20 protein-coding genes are annotated in these 19795 nt (G+C 62.5%); 15 read left to right on the top strand and 5 right to left on the bottom strand.

The window, feature by feature from the left end:
- Positions 1-561 precede the first annotated feature (561 nt).
- From flhB to CYR52_RS21345, 3 genes are read left to right on the top strand one after another with little or no spacing between them, the layout of a single operon-like run.
- Positions 562-1710 carry a flagellar biosynthesis protein FlhB gene (gene flhB / locus CYR52_RS21355; protein WP_072928470.1) on the top strand — a complete coding sequence of 383 codons (1149 nt, stop codon included), beginning with the start codon at positions 562-564 and terminating at the stop codon, positions 1708-1710.
- Positions 1703-3790, top strand: coding sequence for a flagellar biosynthesis protein FlhA (gene flhA, locus CYR52_RS21350; RefSeq protein ID WP_072928471.1), 2088 nt, complete (start codon positions 1703-1705; stop codon positions 3788-3790). Before flhB ends, flhA begins: the two co-directional genes overlap by 8 nt.
- Positions 3790-4194, top strand: coding sequence for a flagellar protein FlhE (locus CYR52_RS21345; protein ID WP_072928472.1), 405 nt, complete (start codon positions 3790-3792; stop codon positions 4192-4194). The genes flhA and CYR52_RS21345 overlap by 1 nt, the downstream gene beginning before the upstream one ends.
- Before the next feature lie 1023 nt (positions 4195-5217).
- On the opposite strand, the gene CYR52_RS21340 is transcribed toward CYR52_RS21345, so the two are convergent.
- The 3 genes from CYR52_RS21340 to flgA all read right to left on the bottom strand — a co-directional run bounded on the left by CYR52_RS21340 (position 5218) and on the right by flgA (position 6761).
- Positions 5218-5655 carry a flagella synthesis protein FlgN gene (locus tag CYR52_RS21340; protein WP_072928473.1) on the bottom strand — a complete coding sequence of 146 codons (438 nt, stop codon included), beginning with the start codon at positions 5653-5655 and terminating at the stop codon, positions 5218-5220.
- Positions 5656-5658: 3 nt separating this feature from the next.
- Entirely contained in the window at positions 5659-5964 is a 306-nt protein-coding gene (gene flgM / locus CYR52_RS21335; RefSeq protein ID WP_072928474.1) for a flagellar biosynthesis anti-sigma factor FlgM, read from the bottom strand.
- Between the two features lie 125 nt (positions 5965-6089).
- Positions 6090-6761 carry a flagellar basal body P-ring formation chaperone FlgA gene (gene flgA / locus CYR52_RS21330; RefSeq protein WP_241506198.1) on the bottom strand — a complete coding sequence of 224 codons (672 nt, stop codon included), beginning with the start codon at positions 6759-6761 and terminating at the stop codon, positions 6090-6092.
- Positions 6762-6956: 195 nt separating this feature from the next.
- Here flgA and flgB point away from each other — a divergent pair, with 195 nt between their 5' ends.
- From flgB to flgL, 11 genes are all read left to right on the top strand, one after another.
- Entirely contained in the window at positions 6957-7370 is a 414-nt protein-coding gene (gene flgB, locus CYR52_RS21325; protein ID WP_072928476.1) for a flagellar basal body rod protein FlgB, read from the top strand.
- 5 nt (positions 7371-7375) lie between these two features.
- On the top strand, positions 7376-7780 hold the full coding sequence (gene flgC / locus CYR52_RS21320; protein ID WP_072928477.1) for a flagellar basal body rod protein FlgC: 405 nt from the start codon (positions 7376-7378) through the stop codon (positions 7778-7780).
- Between the two features lie 11 nt (positions 7781-7791).
- Positions 7792-8490, top strand: coding sequence for a flagellar hook assembly protein FlgD (gene flgD / locus CYR52_RS21315; protein ID WP_101829385.1), 699 nt, complete (start codon positions 7792-7794; stop codon positions 8488-8490).
- 71 nt (positions 8491-8561) lie between these two features.
- Positions 8562-9800, top strand: coding sequence for a flagellar hook protein FlgE (gene flgE / locus CYR52_RS21310; RefSeq protein WP_101829384.1), 1239 nt, complete (start codon positions 8562-8564; stop codon positions 9798-9800).
- Between the two features lie 18 nt (positions 9801-9818).
- A complete protein-coding gene (locus CYR52_RS21305) occupies positions 9819-10571 on the top strand; it encodes a flagellar basal body rod protein FlgF (protein WP_101829383.1) in 753 nt (250 codons plus the stop codon).
- A gap of 22 nt (positions 10572-10593) precedes the next feature.
- On the top strand, positions 10594-11376 hold the full coding sequence (gene flgG / locus CYR52_RS21300) for a flagellar basal-body rod protein FlgG (RefSeq protein WP_072928481.1): 783 nt from the start codon (positions 10594-10596) through the stop codon (positions 11374-11376).
- Between the two features lie 61 nt (positions 11377-11437).
- A complete protein-coding gene (locus CYR52_RS21295) occupies positions 11438-12136 on the top strand; it encodes a flagellar basal body L-ring protein FlgH (RefSeq protein ID WP_101829386.1) in 699 nt (232 codons plus the stop codon).
- 106 nt (positions 12137-12242) lie between these two features.
- Complete coding sequence (locus tag CYR52_RS21290) at positions 12243-13349, top strand: flagellar basal body P-ring protein FlgI (protein WP_072928483.1); 1107 nt, start codon at positions 12243-12245, stop codon at positions 13347-13349.
- On the top strand, positions 13349-14311 hold the full coding sequence (flgJ, locus tag CYR52_RS21285; RefSeq protein WP_101829382.1) for a flagellar assembly peptidoglycan hydrolase FlgJ: 963 nt from the start codon (positions 13349-13351) through the stop codon (positions 14309-14311). The genes CYR52_RS21290 and flgJ overlap by 1 nt, the downstream gene beginning before the upstream one ends.
- A gap of 158 nt (positions 14312-14469) precedes the next feature.
- On the top strand, positions 14470-16122 hold the full coding sequence (flgK, locus tag CYR52_RS21280; protein ID WP_072928485.1) for a flagellar hook-associated protein FlgK: 1653 nt from the start codon (positions 14470-14472) through the stop codon (positions 16120-16122).
- An 18-nt stretch (positions 16123-16140) separates the two neighbouring features.
- The gene (gene flgL / locus CYR52_RS21275) at positions 16141-17091 is read left to right on the top strand and encodes a flagellar hook-associated protein FlgL (RefSeq protein WP_072928486.1); all 951 of its coding nucleotides are present in this window, start codon (positions 16141-16143) and stop codon (positions 17089-17091) included.
- Between the two features lie 147 nt (positions 17092-17238).
- Here flgL and CYR52_RS21270 read toward each other — a convergent pair whose 3' ends face one another.
- Together CYR52_RS21270 and CYR52_RS21265 are read right to left on the bottom strand one after the other, a co-directional pair.
- The gene (locus tag CYR52_RS21270) at positions 17239-17934 is read right to left on the bottom strand and encodes a CidB/LrgB family autolysis modulator (protein WP_101829381.1); all 696 of its coding nucleotides are present in this window, start codon (positions 17932-17934) and stop codon (positions 17239-17241) included.
- Entirely contained in the window at positions 17931-18338 is a 408-nt protein-coding gene (locus CYR52_RS21265) for a CidA/LrgA family protein (protein ID WP_072928488.1), read from the bottom strand. The genes CYR52_RS21270 and CYR52_RS21265 overlap by 4 nt, the downstream gene beginning before the upstream one ends.
- A 204-nt stretch (positions 18339-18542) precedes the next feature.
- Here CYR52_RS21265 and CYR52_RS21260 point away from each other — a divergent pair, with 204 nt between their 5' ends.
- The gene (locus CYR52_RS21260) at positions 18543-19487 is read left to right on the top strand and encodes a cation diffusion facilitator family transporter (RefSeq protein WP_241506197.1); all 945 of its coding nucleotides are present in this window, start codon (positions 18543-18545) and stop codon (positions 19485-19487) included.
- Positions 19488-19795: the final 308 nt, after the last annotated feature.

The following is a 19795-nucleotide window of genomic DNA, read 5'->3' as shown; positions in this document are numbered from 1 at the left end:
GGGGCATTAAATTATTGCCGACAAGGGCGCAGGGCCGGGCGAGCACACAGGGATGTGTGCGAGAGGGACAGCCACGCTGGGAGCGTGTCTGTCCCGGCCCGATTAGCCCGGAGAACGAAGGAGGGAACCCGCTACGCGGGCAATAATTCTGCCGGGGCACCCAAAGCGCGGGGATGCAAGGGGCGCGCGCTTACGCGCCCCTTGCGCGGTGGCGGCAGCGGGGCTGCAGAAAGAAGCCGGGCGTTTGCCAACGCAACATACCTCGATCAAAAAAGTCCACGACACATGAACAACCAAAACAAACTACTTTACGACCAATGACGGCAGCGAAGCCGCAGAAAGACGCCGGGCGTTTACCAACGCAACAAACCTCAATCAAAAAGAAACATACCACCAAAACATATCACTATACGGGCGACAGCGGCCCGCCCCCGCCGGGGCCACCTGTCGATAAGCCAAATAACCCCCATTTATCCCCGTTGTTCCCGCCATTAGCGCAGACGAAGTTTGTCATGCTACGCCTCAGACTATTCTGCCGTCAGCTTGATGAGGAAGGCCGCCTTGGCTGAAGAGAGCGACCTCGAAAAGACCGAAGACCCCACACCCCATAAACTTGAAAAAGCACGGGAAAAGGGTCAGATCCCGCGATCGCGCGAACTGACGTCCCTGTTGATGCTGGGGGCCGGTGTGGCCCTGCTGTGGATGACCGGGGGGCCGATGGCGCAGAAACTCGGCGCTATGCTGGCGTCCGGGCTGAACTTTGACCACAGCGTGGTCAGCGATGAAAAACAGATCCTGCGCCAGATAGGCACCCTGCTGACCGGGGCGTTCTGGGCGATGTTGCCGGTGTTCGGCGGCCTGGTGCTGATGGCGCTGGCCGCCCCGATGCTGCTGGGTGGGCTGCTGTTCAGCGGTGAATCCCTGAAACCCAATTTTGGCCGCCTGAACCCGATAAGCGGGCTGGGGCGCCTCTTCTCCAGCCAGGTCGGGGCCGAACTGCTGAAAGCGATCCTGAAATCGGTGCTGGTCGGCATCGTGACCTGGCTCTACCTGATGCACAACTGGCCCGCCATGCTGCGGCTGATGGCCGCACCGACGCTGCCGGCGCTCGGCGATGCCCTCAGCATGGTGGCGGGCTGCGCGATGCTGGTGCTGATCGGCCTGCTGCCGATGGTGGGGTTTGACGTGTTCTGGCAGATCTGGAGCAACCTCAAAAAGCTGCGCATGACGAAACAGGAGATCCGCGATGAGTTCAAGGAGAACGATGGTAACCCGCAGATCAAAGCACGCATCCGTCAGCAGCAACGGGCCATCGCCCGCCGCCGCATGATGGCGGATGTGCCGAAAGCGGACGTGATTGTCACCAACCCGACGCACTACGCCGTGGCATTGCAGTACAACGACAAAATGAGCGCGCCGAAAGTGCTGGCAAAAGGCGCCGGTGATATTGCCCTCAAAATCCGTGAACTGGGCAACACCCACCGCATCCCGATGCTGGAAGCACCGCCGCTGGCGCGTGCGCTCTACCGTCACAGCGAAATTGGTCAGCAGATCCCCGCCACGCTCTATGCGGCGGTGGCGGAAGTGCTGGCCTGGGTATACCAGCTGAAACGCTGGCGTACCCAGGGCGGCCTGATCCCGAAAAAACCTGAACATCTGCCGGTGCCGGACGCACTGGATTTTGCAAAAGAGAGCACGTCGAATGGCTAATCTGGCCTCAATCCTGCGGTTGCCCGCAAACATGAAAGACTCACAGTGGCAGGTTCTGGCCGGGCCGGTTCTGATCCTGCTTATCCTGTCGATGATGGTGCTGCCGCTGCCGCCGTTCATCCTCGACCTGTTGTTCACCTTCAACATCGCCCTGTCGATTATGGTGCTGCTGGTCGCGATGTTCACCCAGCGCACGCTGGAGTTCGCCGCGTTCCCGACGGTGCTGCTGTTCTCGACCTTGCTGCGCCTGTCGCTCAACGTCGCCTCGACCCGTGTGATCCTGATGGACGGCCACACCGGCGGGGCCGCCGCCGGGCAGGTGGTGGAGGCATTCGGCCACTTCCTGGTGGGCGGCAACTTCGCCATCGGTATCGTGGTGTTTATCATCCTGGTGGTGATTAACTTCATGGTTATCACGAAAGGGGCGGGGCGTATCGCCGAAGTGGGCGCTCGCTTCGTACTGGATGGGATGCCGGGCAAACAGATGGCGATCGACGCCGACCTCAACGCCGGGGTGATTGGGGAAGATGAGGCAAAACGCCGCCGTCTGGAAGTGACACAAGAAGCGGACTTCTACGGCTCAATGGACGGTGCGAGTAAATTCGTGCGCGGTGACGCCGTGGCCGGGTTGCTGATCATGGCGATCAACGTCGTCGGCGGCCTGCTGGTCGGGGTGCTGCAACACGATATGGCGTTTGGCCACGCCGCCGAAACCTACACCTTGCTGACCATTGGTGATGGCCTGGTGGCGCAGATCCCGGCGCTGGTGATCTCCACCGCAGCGGGCGTGATTGTGACCCGCGTCGGCACCGATCAGGATGTCGGCGAGCAGATGGTGACCCAGCTGTTCTCCAACACCCGCGTCATGGTGCTGAGCGCCGGGGTGCTCGGTTTGCTCGGCCTGGTGCCGGGGATGCCGAACCTGGTGTTCCTGCTGTTCACCGCGGCCCTGCTGGGGCTGGCCTGGTGGCGGCGCGGCCAGCCGCAGAAAAGCGCGGCGGCAGCCAACAGTGCGGCGGCGGCCGCCGTGCCGGAAAGCCCGCAGACCGTGGAAGCAAGCTGGTCTGATGTTCAGCTGGAAGACCCGCTGGGGATGGAAGTGGGCTACCGCCTGATCCCGATGGTGGATTTCCAGCAGGATGGCGAGTTGCTGGGGCGTATCCGCAGCATCCGTAAAAAATTCGCTCAGGAGATGGGCTACCTGCCGCCGGTGGTGCACATCCGTGACAACCTGGAGCTGGCACCGGCCAGTTACCGCATCCTGATGAAAGGGGTGGAAGTGGGGCGCGGTGAGGCGCATCCGGGCCGCTGGCTGGCGATTAACCCCGGCAATGCCGCGGGCAGCCTGCCGGGCGAAATCACGCAGGACCCGGCCTTTGGGCTGGCCGCAGTGTGGATTGAACCGGCGCTGCGTGAGCAGGCGCAGATTCAGGGCTTTACCGTGGTCGAGGCGAGTACCGTGGTGGCGACCCACCTGAACCATATCATCAGCCAGTATGCCAATGAGCTGTTTGGCCGCCAGGAAGCCCAACAGTTGCTGGATCGCGTCACGCAGGATATGCCGAAGCTGACCGAGGATCTGATCCCGGGTGTGGTGTCGCTTACCACACTGCATAAAGTGTTGCAGAACCTGCTGGCCGAGCGGGTGTCGATCCGCGATATGCGCACCATTCTGGAGACGCTGGCGGAGCACGCCCCGTCGCAGACGGACGCACAGGAGCTGACCACCGTGGTGCGTGTGGCACTGGGCCGCGCGATTACCCAGCAGTGGTATCCGGGCAATGGCGAGATTCAGATTATCGGGCTGGACACCCCGCTTGAGCGGCTGCTGTTGCAGGCGTTGCAGGGCGGCGGCGGGCTGGAGCCGGGCCTGGCGGATCGTCTGCTGGATCAGGCGCGTCAGGCGCTGCACCGTCAGGAGATGCTGGGCGCACCGCCGGTACTGCTGGTGAACGCCGCACTGCGTCCGCTGCTGGCGCGCTTCCTGCGCCGTACGTTGCCGAACATGGTGGTGCTCTCTAACCTGGAACTGAGCGACAACCGCCAGATCCGTATGACGGCCACCATCGGAGGCCAGTAATGCGCGCGCTGTTGCTGACCACAATACTCACCCTGTTACCGGCCGCCGGGTTTGCCTCCGGCACCTGGAGTGCGGACAGCCGGGGCATTACGCTCTCGCTGCGTAACCAGGCGCTCAGTACCCCGGCGCTTTCCCCGCCGGTGAGCGCGCCGGTCGGCCGGGGGCTGATTGCGACCGTGAACTGGCGTTACCGCCTGCTCGGCCCGACGCCGGACGGCCTGCGGGTGCAGCTCTGCACACTGCAACGCTGCACCGAGATAAACGGCCAGAGCGGCACCACCCACGGGCTGGGCGGCGAAATCGCCAACCAGCCGCTGCGGATGATTTTCAGCGTCGCGGGCAAGGGGGTGCTGAACCCGCCGATGCGGGTGGTGGGGCAGGAGATACGGGTTAATTATCGGTGAGAGGGGGCGCGAAAGCGCCCCTTTTTCTTTTTTAAGGTGGTTGGAAGGTTTCGGTTGTTTATGTGCGGTGGCATGTTTCGGTTGCTCATGTGTATTTGTCTGCCTGGCTTTCTGGGCCTCAACCGGGCAGGGCCTGCCGGCGCGCCGGCCCTGTACCCGCGGGCAGGGAGTACGCGGTACGTCTTTTAAGGGTTTTGGTGGCTTGTTTCGGTTGTTTATGTGTATTTGTCTGCCTGGCTTTCTGGGCCTCAACCGAGCAGGGCCTGCCGGCGCGCCGGCCCTGCACCCGCGCGCTGTCGGTGGTTTGGCTGAATCATTGGCCGCTCCCGCGGCTCCCCTCATTTCGCCTACGGGCTAATCGGGCCGCCGCAGACACGCTCCCGGCGTGGCTGCGACTCTCACGGGCGTCCTGCCCGTTCGCCCGGCCCTGCGGCTCCACTCGGCAATGATTTTTACGCCCCCACCACCTCTGCAAACCAAAAAGTATGTAAGGAAATAGTAGGGGAGGGTTTTAAATCGCTCGGTGTGTTTACTCTTCTACTGAATTTTCATGCGGCAACGCGTCTGTATCCTTCCCAAATCTTAAAAAGGCCTTATCTACTCCTTCCTTACATAGCCGAGGGCTTGCAGTTGGGTAGGGGCATTAAATTATTGCCGACGAGGACGCAGGGCCGGGTGAGCGGGCATGGACGCCCGCGAAAGGGACAGCCACGCTGGGAGCGTGTCTGGCCCGGCCCGAACAGCCCGGAGGACGCTGGAGGAGAGCCGCGCGAGCGGCCAATAATTCTGCCGGGGCACCCAAAGCGCGGGGATGCAAGGGGCGCGCGCTTACGCGCCCCTTGCGCGGTGGCGGCAGCGGGGCTGCAGAAAGGCTTCACACGCAAGCCAACGCAACAACCCTCGATCCGAAAGAAACCTTCCACCGCCCACAAAAACGAATAAAAAAACCAAAACACAAAAAGCCCGCCATTTCAAAAATGGCAGGCCCTTTTCCAGGGCTGCATCCGCCCCACCCAACACTCGCTAGATCGAAATCTTCCGCATACTCACACCGCGGCTGTGTGACTGCCCGTTCGGCCCGTACAGCGTCTGGCCGTGGTTGGCACGCAGTACCGACATCGCCTGGTGATTCCGCGCGACCTGCTGCTCCAGCAACATCCCGTTGTGCTGGTTACGCTGGTTCAGCGCGTCAGTGCAGGCCATGATCCGCTGCCACAGCGCATACAACGCCGGCACATTGCGGTAAGGCGCACGCAGGCGCAGCGGGGCCTCGTGCTGCTTGCGGCAGCTGTCGAGGTAGCTCAGCGTGGTCAGCAGTGAACTCTTCTGCTCGGTAATGCGTTGCAATGCCACGCCATTCACCTGGCCGGCGCAGAGCTGCGCCTGTTCGGCGTCCATCACCGGTTGCAGCGCCTGCAATGTCTCCAGCAGGCTGTTCAGCGTTTTGGGCAGGTCGTGCATGGTTTACCCCTTCAGGTAGTCCTGGGTGTCCCGCAGCAGGGCATCGGCAATTTTGCCTGTGTCCATTTTCAGCTCACCGTTACGGATGGCCTCTTTCAACTGCTCAACCCGCTGCATGTTGATGTCCTGCGCGCTGTTGCCGGAAAGGACGGCTTGCGCACCGCTCAGGCTGACCTGGGTGCCTTTCACCTCGGCCGCACCGGCAGCGGTGCCGGTTTTTACTTTGGCGGATTGCACGCCGCTTTCATTATTATCACGCGCCTGAACCTGGCTGATGCCGGACAGCGGCTGAGTACGATCGATGCTCATAGTATTCTCCCAGTCTGGCGGGAATGACGTCCTCTCACCCGCATAAAAAACTCTCTGTACCAGGATTATCGTCCCGGTCAGAGAAAACTTTAGGCTATCAGTCTGCTTTTTTCCGAAAGCGGCGGCTACAACGTCAGGTGTACTGTGCCATCTGCCGCCACCGTTCCGCTGACCACCTGGCCGGACGCCATCCGGACCCGCACATTATCGGCAATGGCCGCATTGTTCATCGCTTTGCCGGCACTGGAGACGTTGAAGCCGTTACCGCCCGCCATCACCTGCACCTCCTGGCCGGCCTGCACCTGCCAGGCGCGGCGCACCATGCTCAGCGTCAGCGGCTGGCCGATGTTGATGGCGCGCAGCGCCACCGCGCCCTGAACCTGCTGTTCGTTCTGTAACGTGCGCGGCGGCAGGGTGTCCAGCCGCCCCTCTTTCTGTTGCAGGTCAGCGGCCGAGAGCACCGTGCCGCGCGGGATGGTGCGGGCGGCAACCCAGTAACGGCCGGTCACCTGTACGTCAGTCTGCACAAAACGGCGGGTCTCGCCGCACCGCACCGACAGCGAAATCATGCCCCAGCTGCGGCCGTTGTTCGGCAGCGAAAGCTGGGGGGCCGGGCAATCCGGCCATTGGGCTTCCGGGGTGACGACCCGCGTTTTCACCTGCATACCGCTCTGCGCATATTGCCGCTGGAAAAACTCAGCAATCTGCGACTCCAGGGATGCCGCCACAGCACCGGAAACAGGCAGCCACAGCAGGGCACACAGCACCGGCAGCGGCGTCAGAATAGGGAAGCGCACGGCCATCTCCTCGTCCAGACCAGTCAGCCGACCCCCGGAAAAACGTGGGGGGCGGGCATAATTCGGAATTATCTTACGCGGTTTTGGTTGCGTTAAAGCAGAAAAATAGCGGCCGATTGTGTGCTTATTCCTGCGATAGGGTTGCCACCCCCCCGACTATGCTGTCGGCTCCAAAATCTCATTTGCGGAGGACGCATGCTCGACAAACTGGATGCAGCGTTGCGCTTTCAACAAGAGGCGCTCAATTTACGCGCCCAGCGCCAGGAAGTCCTGGCCGCGAACATTGCCAACGCAGACACCCCCGGCTACCAGGCCAGGGATATCGATTTCGCCAGCCAGCTGAATAAAGTGATGGAGCAGGGGCGGGTAAACGGCAGCGGTCTGGCCCTGAATGTGACGTCTGCCCGTCACATTGAGGTGCAGGCCAGCCAACCGGCCGACCTTGACCTGCTGTTCCGTGTCCCGGACCAGCCGGCGCTCGATGGTAACACCGTCGACATGGATCGGGAACGCACCAACTTTGCTGATAACAGCCTGAAGTACCAGACCGACCTGACCGTGCTCGGCGGCCAGATTAAAAGCATGATGTCTGTGCTGCAACAAGGATAACCCGCATGTCAATGCTCTCGATTTTTGATATTTCCGGTTCCGCGCTGGCCGCCCAGTCCCAGCGGATGAACGTCAGTGCCAGTAACCTGGCGAACGCTGACAGCGTCACCGGGCCGGACGGCCAGCCGTACCGCGCCAAAGAGGTGGTGTTCCAGGTGCAGGCTGCGCCGGGGCAGGAAACCGGCGGCGTGCGTGTGGCACAAATCGTGGACTCCAGCGCGCCGGACAAGCTGGTCTACCAGCCCGGCAACCCGCTGGCTGACGACAAGGGCTATGTGCGTATGCCGAATGTCGACCCGGTCAACGAGATGGTGAACACCATCTCCGCATCACGCAGCTATCAGGCCAACGTGGAGGTGCTCAACACCACCAAGTCCCTGATGATGAAAACCCTGACTCTCGGCCAATAACAGGAGCCGCCATGTCTGTTTTATCGTCCGTTAACGGCAGCACCGACAATACCGTTGTCGGTACCACCAGCAAAAGCAGCAGCACGTCCGCCAGCACCAGCGCGGATTTGCAAAACAACTTCCTGACCCTGCTGGTGACCCAGCTGAAAAACCAGGACCCGACCAACCCGATGGAAAACAGCGAGCTGACCACCCAGTTGGCGCAGATCAATACCGTGAGCGGCATTGAGAAGCTGAATACCACGCTTGGCAGCATCTCCGGGCAGATCAACAGCAACCAGTCAGTGCAGTCCACCGCCATGATTGGCCACGGGGTGATGATCGCCGGGAACAGCATCCTGGCCGGCACCGCGGCTGACGGCACCGTCAGCACCACGCCGTTTGGCCTGGAGCTGGAGCGTGCGGCCGGTAACGTGACGGCCACCATCACCGACAGCAGCGGCAAAGTTGTCCGCACGCTGGATCTCGGCGCGCAGACGGCGGGTGTCCACAGCTACAGCTGGGACGGCCTGCAGGCGGACGGCACCAACGCACCGGACGGCTCGTACTCCATCAGCTTTAACGCCAGCAGCAGCAACGGCGAACAGATGGTGGTCCAGCCGCTGAAATATGCGCTGGTCAACGGCATTACCAATGACAGCAGTGGGGCGGTGCTTGACCTCGGCATCTCCGGCACCACGACACTGAGCGATGTGCGCCAGATCCTGTAACCCGGCGCGTACTTAACTTCGCCCGCTTTTGGCGCGGCACCCCACACAGCACAGTTTTACGGAGCGAAATAATGAGTTTTTCTCAGGCAGTCAGCGGCCTTAACGCCGCCTCAAGCAATCTGGACGTCATCGGCAACAACATCGCCAACTCCGCGACCTCCGGCTTTAAATCGGCGTCGATCTCCTTTGCCGACATGTTCGCCGGTTCCAAAACCGGGATGGGCGTAAAAGTCGCCAGCGTCACGCAGGACTTCACCGACGGCACCACCTCCACCACCAACCGTGGCCTGGACGTGGCGATCAGCGGCAACGGCTTCTTCCGCCTGACGGACAGCAGCGGCGGCGTGTTCTACTCCCGTAACGGCCAGTTCACGCTGGACGAAAACCGCAACCTGGTGAACATGCAGGGCCTGAGCCTGACCGGTTACCCGGCCACCGGCACCCCGCCGGCCATCGCCCAGGGCGCACAGCCGGTCGCGCTGAGCATCCCGAACACCATGCTCTCTGCCAAAGCCACCAGCACCGGCTCTATGGTCGCGAACCTGAACTCAAGCCATGACGTGGTCACCACCACGCCGTTCAACGCCAACGACGCCACCAGCTACAGCTACGTCAACACCATCACCACCTATGACACGCTGGGCAACTCCCATGACATGAACGTCTACTTCGCGAAAACCGCGAACAACACCTGGGACGTCTACTCCATGGACGGCAGCGTCAGCGGTGCCACCGCCAACAAGCTCGGCACCATGAACTTCTCCACCAGCGGCGCGCTGGTCAGCACCGTGGATGCCAACGGCAACGCCACCACCAGTGCCTCCACCTTCACGCTGCCGATGGGCGCGCTGAACGGGGCAGACGCCCAGACCATCCAGCTCAGCATGGTCGGCAGCCTGCAGCAGAACACCGGCACTGACAGCATCGGCACCCTGTCCCAGGACGGCTACGCCGCAGGCGACATGACCGGCTACCAGATCAACGATGACGGCACCATCACCGGCGTTTACTCCAACCAGCAGACCCAGCTGCTCGGCCAGATCGTGATGAGCAACTTCGCGAACACCGAAGGGCTGGAATCCGCCGGTAACAACGTCTGGCAGGCGACCCAGTCCTCCGGGCAGGCGATCACCGGCGTGGCCGGCGGCAGCGGCTTCGGCTCCCTGACCAGCGGCGCGCTGGAAGCCTCGAACGTGGATCTGAGCAAAGAACTGGTCAACATGATCGTGGCACAGCGTAACTACCAGTCCAACGCCCAGACCATCAAAACTCAGGACCAGATCCTGAACACCCTGGTTAACCTGCGCTAACGCGCTGACGGATAGACGATGGATCACGCAATCTATACCGCGATGGGCGCGGCCAGCCAGACGCTCAACATGCAGGCGGTCACCGCCAACAACATGGCGAACGCCTCAACGCCCGGTTTCAAAGCGCAGCTCAGCGCGTTCCGTGCGGTGCCGCTGGACGGCGACACCCTGCAGACACGTACGCTGGTGGCTGCGTCCACACCGGGCAGCAACGACACCCAGGGGCCGCTGACCACCACCGGCCGCCCGCTGGATGTGGCCCTGCAACAGGATGGCTATCTGGCGGTGCGCCTGCCGGACGGTTCCGAGGCGTACACCCGCAACGGTGACATCCAGATCAACGCCAACAGCCAGCTCACCGCGGGCGGGTTGCCGGTGATGGGAGACGGCGGCCCGATTGAGGTGCCGCCTTCCGCCCAGCTGACCATCGCGGCCGACGGCACCATCACCGCGCTGAATGCCGGCGACTCGCCGAGCACCACGGCGCAGGTCGGCAAGCTGAAGCTGGTCCGGGCGCAGGCTGGTGAACTCGAGCGCGGCGACGACGGCCTGTTCCACACTGCGGCCAACGGCCCGCAGGCAGGCGGCGCACTGGCGGCAGACCCGCAGATGCGGCTGATGCCGGGCGTGCTGGAAGGCAGCAACGTCAAGCCGGTGGAAACCATGGTGGACATGATCGCCAACGCCCGCCGCTTCGAGATGCAGATGAAAGTCATCTCCAGCGTGAATGAAAACGAACAGCAGGCGAACTCGCTGCTTTCCCTGAGCTGATGCCGGGTATTAAGGACTTTTTATGATCTCTTCGCTTTATATTGCCAAAACCGGGCTGGACGCCCAGCAGACCAACATGGACGTGATCGCCAACAACCTGGCGAACGTCAGCACCACCGGCTTCAAACGCCAGCGCGCGGTGTTTGAGGATTTGATGTACCAGACCATGCGCCAGCCGGGTGCCCAGTCTTCTGACCAGACCACGCTGCCGTCCGGGTTGCAGATCGGTACCGGCGTGCGCCCGGTGGCGACCGAGCGCCTGCACAGCCAGGGCAACCTGTCGCAGACCGACAACAGCAAAGACATCGCCATCAAAGGGCAGGGCTTCTTCCAGGTACAGATGCCGGACGGCACGCTGGCCTACACCCGTGACGGCTCGTTCCAGGTTGACCAGAACGGCCAGCTGGTGACCGCCAGCGGTTTCCAGGTGCAACCGGCGATCACCATCCCGGCCAACGCCCTGTCCATCACCGTCGGCCGTGACGGCATCGTCAGCGTGACCCAGCAGGGGCAGACCGCCGCCCAGCAGGTCGGCCAGCTGACCCTGAGCACCTTTATCAACGACAGCGGCCTGGAAAGCGTGGGTGAAAACCTCTACCAGGAGACGCAGAGCTCCGGCGCACCGACCGAGAGCACCCCCGGCCTGAACGGCGCGGGCCTGCTCTACCAGGGCTATGTCGAAACCTCCAACGTCAACGTGGCCGAGGAGCTGGTGAACATGATCCAGACCCAGCGCGCCTATGAAATCAACAGCAAGGCGGTCTCTACCTCTGACCAGATGCTGCAGAAACTGACGCAGCTCTGACAGGGTGCCGGGCGCAGGCCCGGCAGACTGACACTCACTCTAACGAAGGTTCGATACCGTGGTGAAACTGAAACATCCGCCGGCCGCCGTGTTGCCGGCACTGCTGGCGCTGGCCCTGACCGGCTGTGCTTATATCCCGCACGACAATCTGGTCAAAGGCGCGACCACGGCATCCCCGGCGCCGGTCAGCGCGCCTGCGCCGAACGGCTCCATCTTCCAGACGGTACAGCCGATGAACTACGGCTACCAGCCGCTGTTCGAGGATCGCCGCCCGCGCAACGTCGGCGATACCCTGACCATCGTGTTGCAGGAGAACGTCAGCGCCAGCAAGAGCTCGTCTGCCAATGCCAGCCGCAGCGGGTCGACCACCTTCGGGTTCGACACCGTGCCGCGCTACCTGGAAGGGCTGTTCGGCAATGCGCGCGCGGCGGTGGACACCACCGGCGACAACACCTTCAGCGGCAAGGGTGGGGCGAATGCCAACAACACCTTCAGCGGCACGCTTACCGTGACCGTGGACCAGGTGCTGGTGAACGGCAACCTGCACGTGGTGGGTGAGAAACAGATCGCCATCAACCAGGGCACGGAGTTCATCCGCTTCTCGGGCGTGGTCAACCCACGCACCATCAGCGGCCAGAACGCCGTGATCTCCACCCAGGTGGCGGACGCCCGCATCGAATACGTGGGCAACGGCTATATCAACGAAGCCCAGAACATGGGCTGGATGCAACGGTTCTTCCTTAACCTGTCGCCGCTTTAAGGTGACCGGCCGCCCCCAGGGGCAGGTTTTACGCCCCCAGGGGCACATGCACGCGTGACGCCCTGAGGGGCAAAAGAGACGCCCTTGCGGGCAAATGAGGTTTCAGATGCGAAAACAACGAGTGATGGGTTTACTGCTGGCCGCGGCAATGCTGTGCGCCGGGCCGGCCGGGGCGGAGCGGATCCGTGACCTGACGACCGTGCAGGGTGTGCGCGACAACGCCCTGATCGGTTACGGGCTGGTGGTGGGGCTGGACGGCTCCGGCGACCAGACCATGCAGACGCCGTTTACCACCCAGAGCCTGAACAACATGCTTTCGCAGCTCGGCATCACCGTGCCGGCCGGGACGAACATGCAGCTGAAAAACGTGGCCGCGGTGATGGTCACCGCCAAACTGCCGCCGTTCTCCCGCGCCGGGCAGGGCATTGATGTGGTGGTCTCTTCGCTGGGCAACGCCAAAAGCCTGCGCGGCGGCACCCTGCTGATGACCCCGCTGAAAGGCGTGGACAACCAGGTCTATGCGCTGGCACAGGGTAACGTGCTGGTGGGCGGGGCGGGTGCCTCGGCGGGCGGCAGCAGCGTGCAGGTGAACCAGCTGGCCGGCGGCCGCATCACCAACGGCGCGACCATTGAACGCGAACTGCCGACCACCTTCGGCAGCGGCGGCACCCTGAACCTGCAACTGAACGAAGAGGACTTCACCACCGCGCAGGCCGTGGCGGACGCCATCAACCGTCAGGGCGCAGGCAGCGCCACCGCGCTCGACGGCCGCACCATCCAGGTGCTGGTGCCGCAGGGCAGCAGCGCGCAGGTGCGCTCGCTCGCGCAGATCCAGAACATCAACGTCAACCTCGGCCCGCGTGATGCGAAAGTGATCATCAACTCCCGCACCGGCTCGGTGGTGATGAACCGTGATGTCACCCTCGACAGCTGCGCCGTGGCGCAGGGCAACCTGTCAGTGGTGGTGGACCAGCAGAACCAGGTCAGCCAGCCGGACACCCCGCTGGGCGGCGGCCAGACTGTGGTGACGCCAAACACCCAGATCTCGGTGCGCCAGCAGGGCGGTTCACTGCAACAGGTGCAGTCCAGCCCGAGCCTGAACAACGTGGTGCGGACCCTGAACGCGCTGGGTGCCACGCCGATCGACCTGATGTCCATCCTGCAGGCGATGAAAACCGCCGGTTGCCTGCGCGCCGATCTGGAAATTATCTGATGAGCGAACTGAACAGCCTCTCCGGTGCCGCGTATGACGCGCAGGCGCTGAATGACCTGAAACGGGATGTCGGCAAAGACCCGAAGGCGCACCTGAAACAGGTGGCGCAGCAGTTCGAGGGGGTGTTTGTCACCATGATGCTGAAAAGCATGCGTTCGGCCCTGCCGGAAGGCGGCCTGCTCAGCAATGACCAGACCAAACTCTACACCTCCCTGTATGACCAGCAGGTCGCGCAGGAGATGTCGAAGAAAGGGCTGGGCATGGCCGACATGATGGTGAAACAGCTCGGCGGCAGCACCGGCGCACCCAGTGAAACCGCCGGCACGGTGCCGATGGCGCTGGACAAAGAGGTGCTCAACACCCTGCCGGTGCAGGCACTGGAGCAGATGCTGCGCAAATCGGTGCCGAGAATGCCGGCACCGAGCGCCACGCCGGTGGTGGTGGCACCGAAGCTCTCCGGCGACAGCGGCGAGTTTGTGTCACGCCTCAGCCTGCCCGCGCAGATGGCCAGCCAGGAGAGCGGCATCCCGCACCAGCTGATCATGGCGCAGGCGGCGCTGGAGTCCGGCTGGGGCCAGCGCGAGATCCCGACCAAAGACGGCACGCCGAGCTACAACCTGTTCGGCATCAAGGCCGGCAGCAGCTGGGATGGCCCGACCACCGACATCACCACCACCGAGTATGAGAACGGTGCCGCGAAGAAGATCAAAGCGACCTTCCGCGTCTACGGCTCTTACGTCGAGGCGATCAGTGACTACGTGCGGCTGCTCACCAACAACCCGCGCTATGCAAACGTGGCCGCGGCCGATACGCCGGAGCAGGCGGCCCACGCCCTGCAAAAAGCGGGCTACGCCACTGACCCGAACTACGCCAGCAAACTGGTCAGCGTGATCCAGCAGATCAAGGGCGCGGGGGCGCAGGCGGTGAAAGCCTACACCCACGATCTGAGTTCCCTGTTTTAACCGCAACGGCCGTGAGAAATCATGGCCGTTGTGCCTTTTAACACTCAAGTTTTTTCATTATTTGCCGATAACCCAGACAGGCCGGAGAGGAGCCCCCTTCCCGGCACCGTTTATCATGCGACCGGTACAGACGAGGCCGCCGGCAACAAGGAACCGACATGTCCAATAATTTAATCAACACGGCGATGAGCGGGCTGAACGCGGCACAGGCGGCCCTCAGCACTGCCAGTAACAACATCAGCAACGTGACCACGGCGGGCTATAACCGCCAGACCGCGGTCATCTCGCAGAATACCGGCACCAACACCGCGCAGGGCTACATCGGCAACGGTGTGGTGACCAGCGGCGTGAACCGCGAATATAACCAGTTCATCGTCAACCAGTTGCGTTCGGCCTCGACCACCAACAGCGCGCTCACCTCTTATTACAACCAGGTGTCGCAGGTGGATGACCTGCTGTCAGACAGCACCAACAGCCTCTCCACCACCATGCAGACTTTCTTCAGCAACCTGCAAAGCATGGTCAGCAACCCAGGTGATGACGCCGCGCGCCAGACGGTGCTCGGCAGTGCGCAGGGGCTGGTAAACCAGTTCCAGAGCACGGACAAATACCTGAAAGACATGGAGAGCGGCGTTAACCAGCAGATAAGTGACAACGTTGACCTGGTGAACAACTACGCCAAACAGATAGCAACGCTGAACAACCAGATCTCCCGTGCACGCGGCGCAGCCGGCAGCGAGCCGAATGCCTTGCTCGACCAGCGCGACCAGCTGGTGAGCGAACTCAACGACCTGGTGGGCGTCAGCGTCACCCAGCAGGACGGCGACACCATGAACATCTCGGTGGCCGGCGGCCTGATGCTGGTGCAGGGCGGCAACGCCTACAGCCTGGAGGCCGTGCCCTCCAGCAGCGACCCAAGCCGCCTGACCATCGGTTACAACCGCGGCAACGGCACCAGCGAAGTGCCGGAAAGCCAGCTCACCACCGGCACGCTCGGCGGCCTGCTCTCTTTCCGCAGCGAATCCCTTGACCCGGCGCGCAACCAGCTGGGCCAGCTGGCCGTCACCATGGCCGACCAGTTCAACCAGATCCACGAAGCCGGGTTTGACCTCGAAGGCGACGCGGGCGGGGCCTTCTTCAGCTTCACCGGCCCGACCACCCTCGGCAACGTGAAAAACAGCGGCACCGCCGACATGTCCGTGACCTACACCGACACCACCAAGGTGCAGGCCAGCGACTATACCCTGAAATACAACGGCAGCAGCTGGAACGTGACCCGTGTCTCTGACGGCGCGGCCATCACCGCCACCAGCGGCACCGACAGCGACGGCAACCCGAGCCTGAGCTTTGACGGCCTGTCAGTGAGCATCACCGGGGCGGCAGCCGGCGGTGACAGTTTCACCCTGAAAACGGTGAGCAACGCGGCGGGCAACCTCCAGGTCGCGATCACTGACTCCAGCAAAATCGCGGCGGCCTCTGAGGCCACCAGCGGCGTGAGCGACAACCGCAACGCACAAAAACTGCTGGATTTGCAGACCAGCAAAGTGGTGCAGGGCAAAACCACCCTGTCCGGCGCCTATGCCAGCCTGGTGAGTGACATCGGCAACCAGACCAGCACCGCAAAACTGAACAATACCACCCAGGGCAATATCGTCACCCAGCTGACTGCCCAGCAACAGTCCATCTCCGGCGTCAACCTGGATGAAGAGTACGGCGACCTGCAACGTTACCAGCAGTACTACCTGGCTAACGCCCAGGTCATCCAGACCGCCGGCACCATTTTCAATGCGCTGATGGACTTGCGCGGCTAACAGATAAGGAACGGCACCATGCGTGTAAGTACCAGTATGCTTTACCAGCAAAATATGGACGGCATTTCCAACAGCCAGAGCAAGTGGCAGGCGAGCGGCACCCAGCTCTCCACCGGCCTGCGCGTGAACAAGCCGTCCGATGACCCGATGGCCGCCTCGCAGGCGATTCTGGTGACCCAGTCAGAGTCACAGAACAAGCAGTATGCGCTGGCCCGCGATTTCGCCAATAACAACATGAGCCTGGAAGAGTCGATCCTCGGCAACGTCACCAGCACCATCCAGAGCGCGCAGAGCGTGGTGGTGAGCGCCGGTAACGGCACCCTGAGTGATGATGACCGCGCCTCGCTGGCCACCCAGTTGCAGGGGCTGAAAGATCAGCTGCTCAACCTGGCCAACACCAGCGACGGTAACGGCCGCTACATTTTCGCGGGCTACGCCAGCGACAAAGCGCCGTTCGTCAGCGCCGGTGACGGCACCGTGCTCTACCATGGCGGCGCGCAGGCGATTGAGCAGAAAGTGGATGCCAACCGCACCATGATCGTGAGCCACACCGGTTCGCAGGTGTTCTTGTCCGTGACCAGCAACGCCAAGCCGGAGCCGGACGGCAGCACGCCGGAAAGCGATGTGTTCGCGACCCTGGATTTCGCCCTGACGGCGCTGAATGACAGCAGCATCAGCAGCGAAGACCTGACCGCCGCGCTGGACAAAACCAACCGCGGCCTGAGCAACTCGCTGAACAATGTGTTGTCGGTGCGTTCTGAACTCGGTACCCAGATGAACGAGCTGGACACGCTCGACAGCATCGGCGACCAGCGCAGCCTGACCAACAGCACCCAACTGAGTAATTTGCAGGACACCGACTGGAACGCAGCCATCTCCAGCTACAGCATGCAGCAGGTGGCGTTACAGGCGGCGTATAAGACCTTCAGTGATATGCAGGGGATGTCCCTGTTCCAGCTTAACCAGTAGTGATTTCTCTCTGCTCGCCGGGCGCGGGCAGGTTCTTTTCAGGCCCGCGTACACCGGTGCCTGTTTTGGTATGCCGCCGTTCTGTCTAAGGTTGCGGCGGCATACCTCTTTTTCTTCTCTTCTTTCCCTTCTCTGCACGCCTTTTTCTCAGCCAAACATCACCAGCAGCAGCGGGAACAGGAACGGCGCAATCAGCGACGTGATGATGCCGCACAGCACCAACGCCAGAGAACTGAACGCCCCCTCCTGATAATCCAGTTCCGCCGCCCGCGCCGTGCCCAGCGCATGGGACGCCGTGCCCATCGCCAGCCCGCGTGACGCTTTGGTGCGGATACGCAGCAGGTTCAGCAGGCTGTGGCCCAGCACTGCGCCGAGTACCCCGACAAAAATCACACACACGGCGCTTATCGCCGGGATGCCGCCAATCGACTGCGACACCGCCATCGCAATCGGCGTCGTGACCGATTTCGGCAGGATAGACGCCGCAACCTGCGGTGACGCGCCCATCCACAGCGCAATCGCCGTGCCGGTGCACATGGCGGTGATACTGCCGATAAAGCAGATGGCGATGATCGATTTCCAGCGGGCGCGGATCTGGTGCAGTTGCTCATAGAGCGGGAAGGCCAGCGCCACCACCGCCGGTTGCAGCAGGTCATTCAGGATTTTGCTGCCGGCAAAATAGCGGGCATAAGGCGTGTGGGTCAGCAGCAGCAGCGGGATGATCACCGCCATCGACACCAGCAGCGGGTTGAGCAGCGGCATCCGCAGCCGGGTTGCCAGTTTGCGTGCAGCAAAGAAAACGGCCACCGTAAGCGGCAGCGACCACCAGATTTCACCCATCATTTCTCCTCCCCGGCGGCGTCCTCAGTACCGACCAGCGGCCGCTCGCGGTGCACATAGTGCGAGGCACAGGCCACCACCACCATCACAATCAGCGTACTGACGATGCAGGAGACCACCAGCGGGCCGAACTGCGCGCGGATCTGGTCATAATAGTTCATCACGCCGACGCCAATCGGCACAAACAGCAGCGCCATATAGCGGATCAGCAGATGGCAGCCCGGTTTGACCCAGCCGGCGGGCAGGATCTGCAACGACAGCAGGAAAAACAGGATCAACATACCGAGGATACTGCCGGGGATCGCCAGCGGCAGCAGGGCCGCCAGGGCATTACCGGCCCACAGGCAGAGATAAATCGCCAGAAAGGCGCGGAGGAATTGCCAGCAAAGCGTGAGGAGAGGGCGCATAACGGGTTCCTGAAGGTCTGATGTATTCATCATACAATTAAATCAAGAAGTGAGCTATAGATCACATGATGTAAGCCGAAGCCACTGCCTTAAGCGTAGTGGAAGATGGTTCGCAGGATAGCCGCATCCAGGTTGCCAAGCGGCCCCCGGCACCGCCACAATAGAGCCATTGCCCTGTTAATAAGTGAATATGCCATTTTGACTATGCCTGATCATTGCCCTGCGGAGTCCTCCTCTTCGCCGGTGATGCCCCCGCCGCCCACCGGGCTGGCGCGCACGGCGTCACTGATTTCGTTGCTGGTGGCGCTGCTGCTGGTGAGTATTAAGTTATGGGCCTGGCTGGCCACCGGTTCGATGGCGCTGCTGACGTCGGCGGCGGACGGGCTGGTGGACGTGCTTGCCTCGCTGGTCACGCTGGTGGGGGTGCGTTACGCGCTGCGCCCGGTTGACAAGGGGCACCGTTACGGCCACGGCAAAGCGGAGGCCGTGGCGGCGTTTATACAGGCGTTATTGCTGGCGGCGGCCGGCATCGGGCTGGGGATTGAGTCGGGCGGGCGGTTGCTGAACCCGCAGCCGCTGGCGCAACTGGGGCTGGGGATTTGGGTGATTGTGGCCAGCACCTGCGCCGCCACCGGGCTGGTGCTGATGCAGACTTATGTGGTGAAGCGCACCGGGTCAACGGCGATTGCCGCCGACCGGGCGCACTACATCACGGATGTGGCGGTCAACGTGGCGGTGCTGGTGGCGCTGTTGCTGGATCACCTGTTTGGCTGGTCACGCTCAGACGCTCTGGGCGCGTTGGGGATTTCGTTTTACATGGTATGGAACGCCCGCGGCATGGCCGCCGACGCCCTGAAGCAGTTGCTGGACCGGGAACTGGACGCCGCCGACCGCAAACGCATCCGCGCCGCGGTGCTGAGCTGCCCCGGTGTGCAGGGGATCCACGACCTGCGAACCCGCAATGGCGGCGACCGGGTGTTTGTGGAGTTCCATGTCGAGGTGGACGGCGCGCTGACGGTGGATGTCGGCCATGATATCGGCGACGCCGCCGAAGCCGCCGTGCGGGCGCTGTTCACGCGGGCGGATGTGACGGCTCACCTGGAGCCGGCAGGGATTGTGGATGACAGATTGGATGATTTGCTTAAATAGGGGGGGCGGGGGCTGGCGTGCTGGCCCTGCACCCGCGGGTATGGAGTACGCGGTACGGCTTTTAAGGTTTTTGTGGAAGGTTTGGTTGTTCATGTGCGGTGGGTTAGGTCTTTGGATCGAGGTTTGTTGCGTTGGCATACGCCCGGCGTCTTTCTGCGGCTCCGGTGCCGTCATCGGTTGTAAAGTGGCATGTTTCGGTTGTTTATGTGTATTTGTCTACCCGGCTTTTCAAGCCTCAACCGAGCAGGGCCTGCCGGCGCGCCGGCCCTGCACCCGCGCGCTTTCGGTGCCCCGGCTGAATCATTGCA

The sequence above is a fragment of the Chimaeribacter arupi genome, from assembly GCF_002858805.1.
GTDB lineage: Bacteria > Pseudomonadota > Gammaproteobacteria > Enterobacterales > Enterobacteriaceae > Chimaeribacter > Chimaeribacter arupi.
This window is presented reverse-complemented; position numbering and strand designations above follow the sequence as displayed.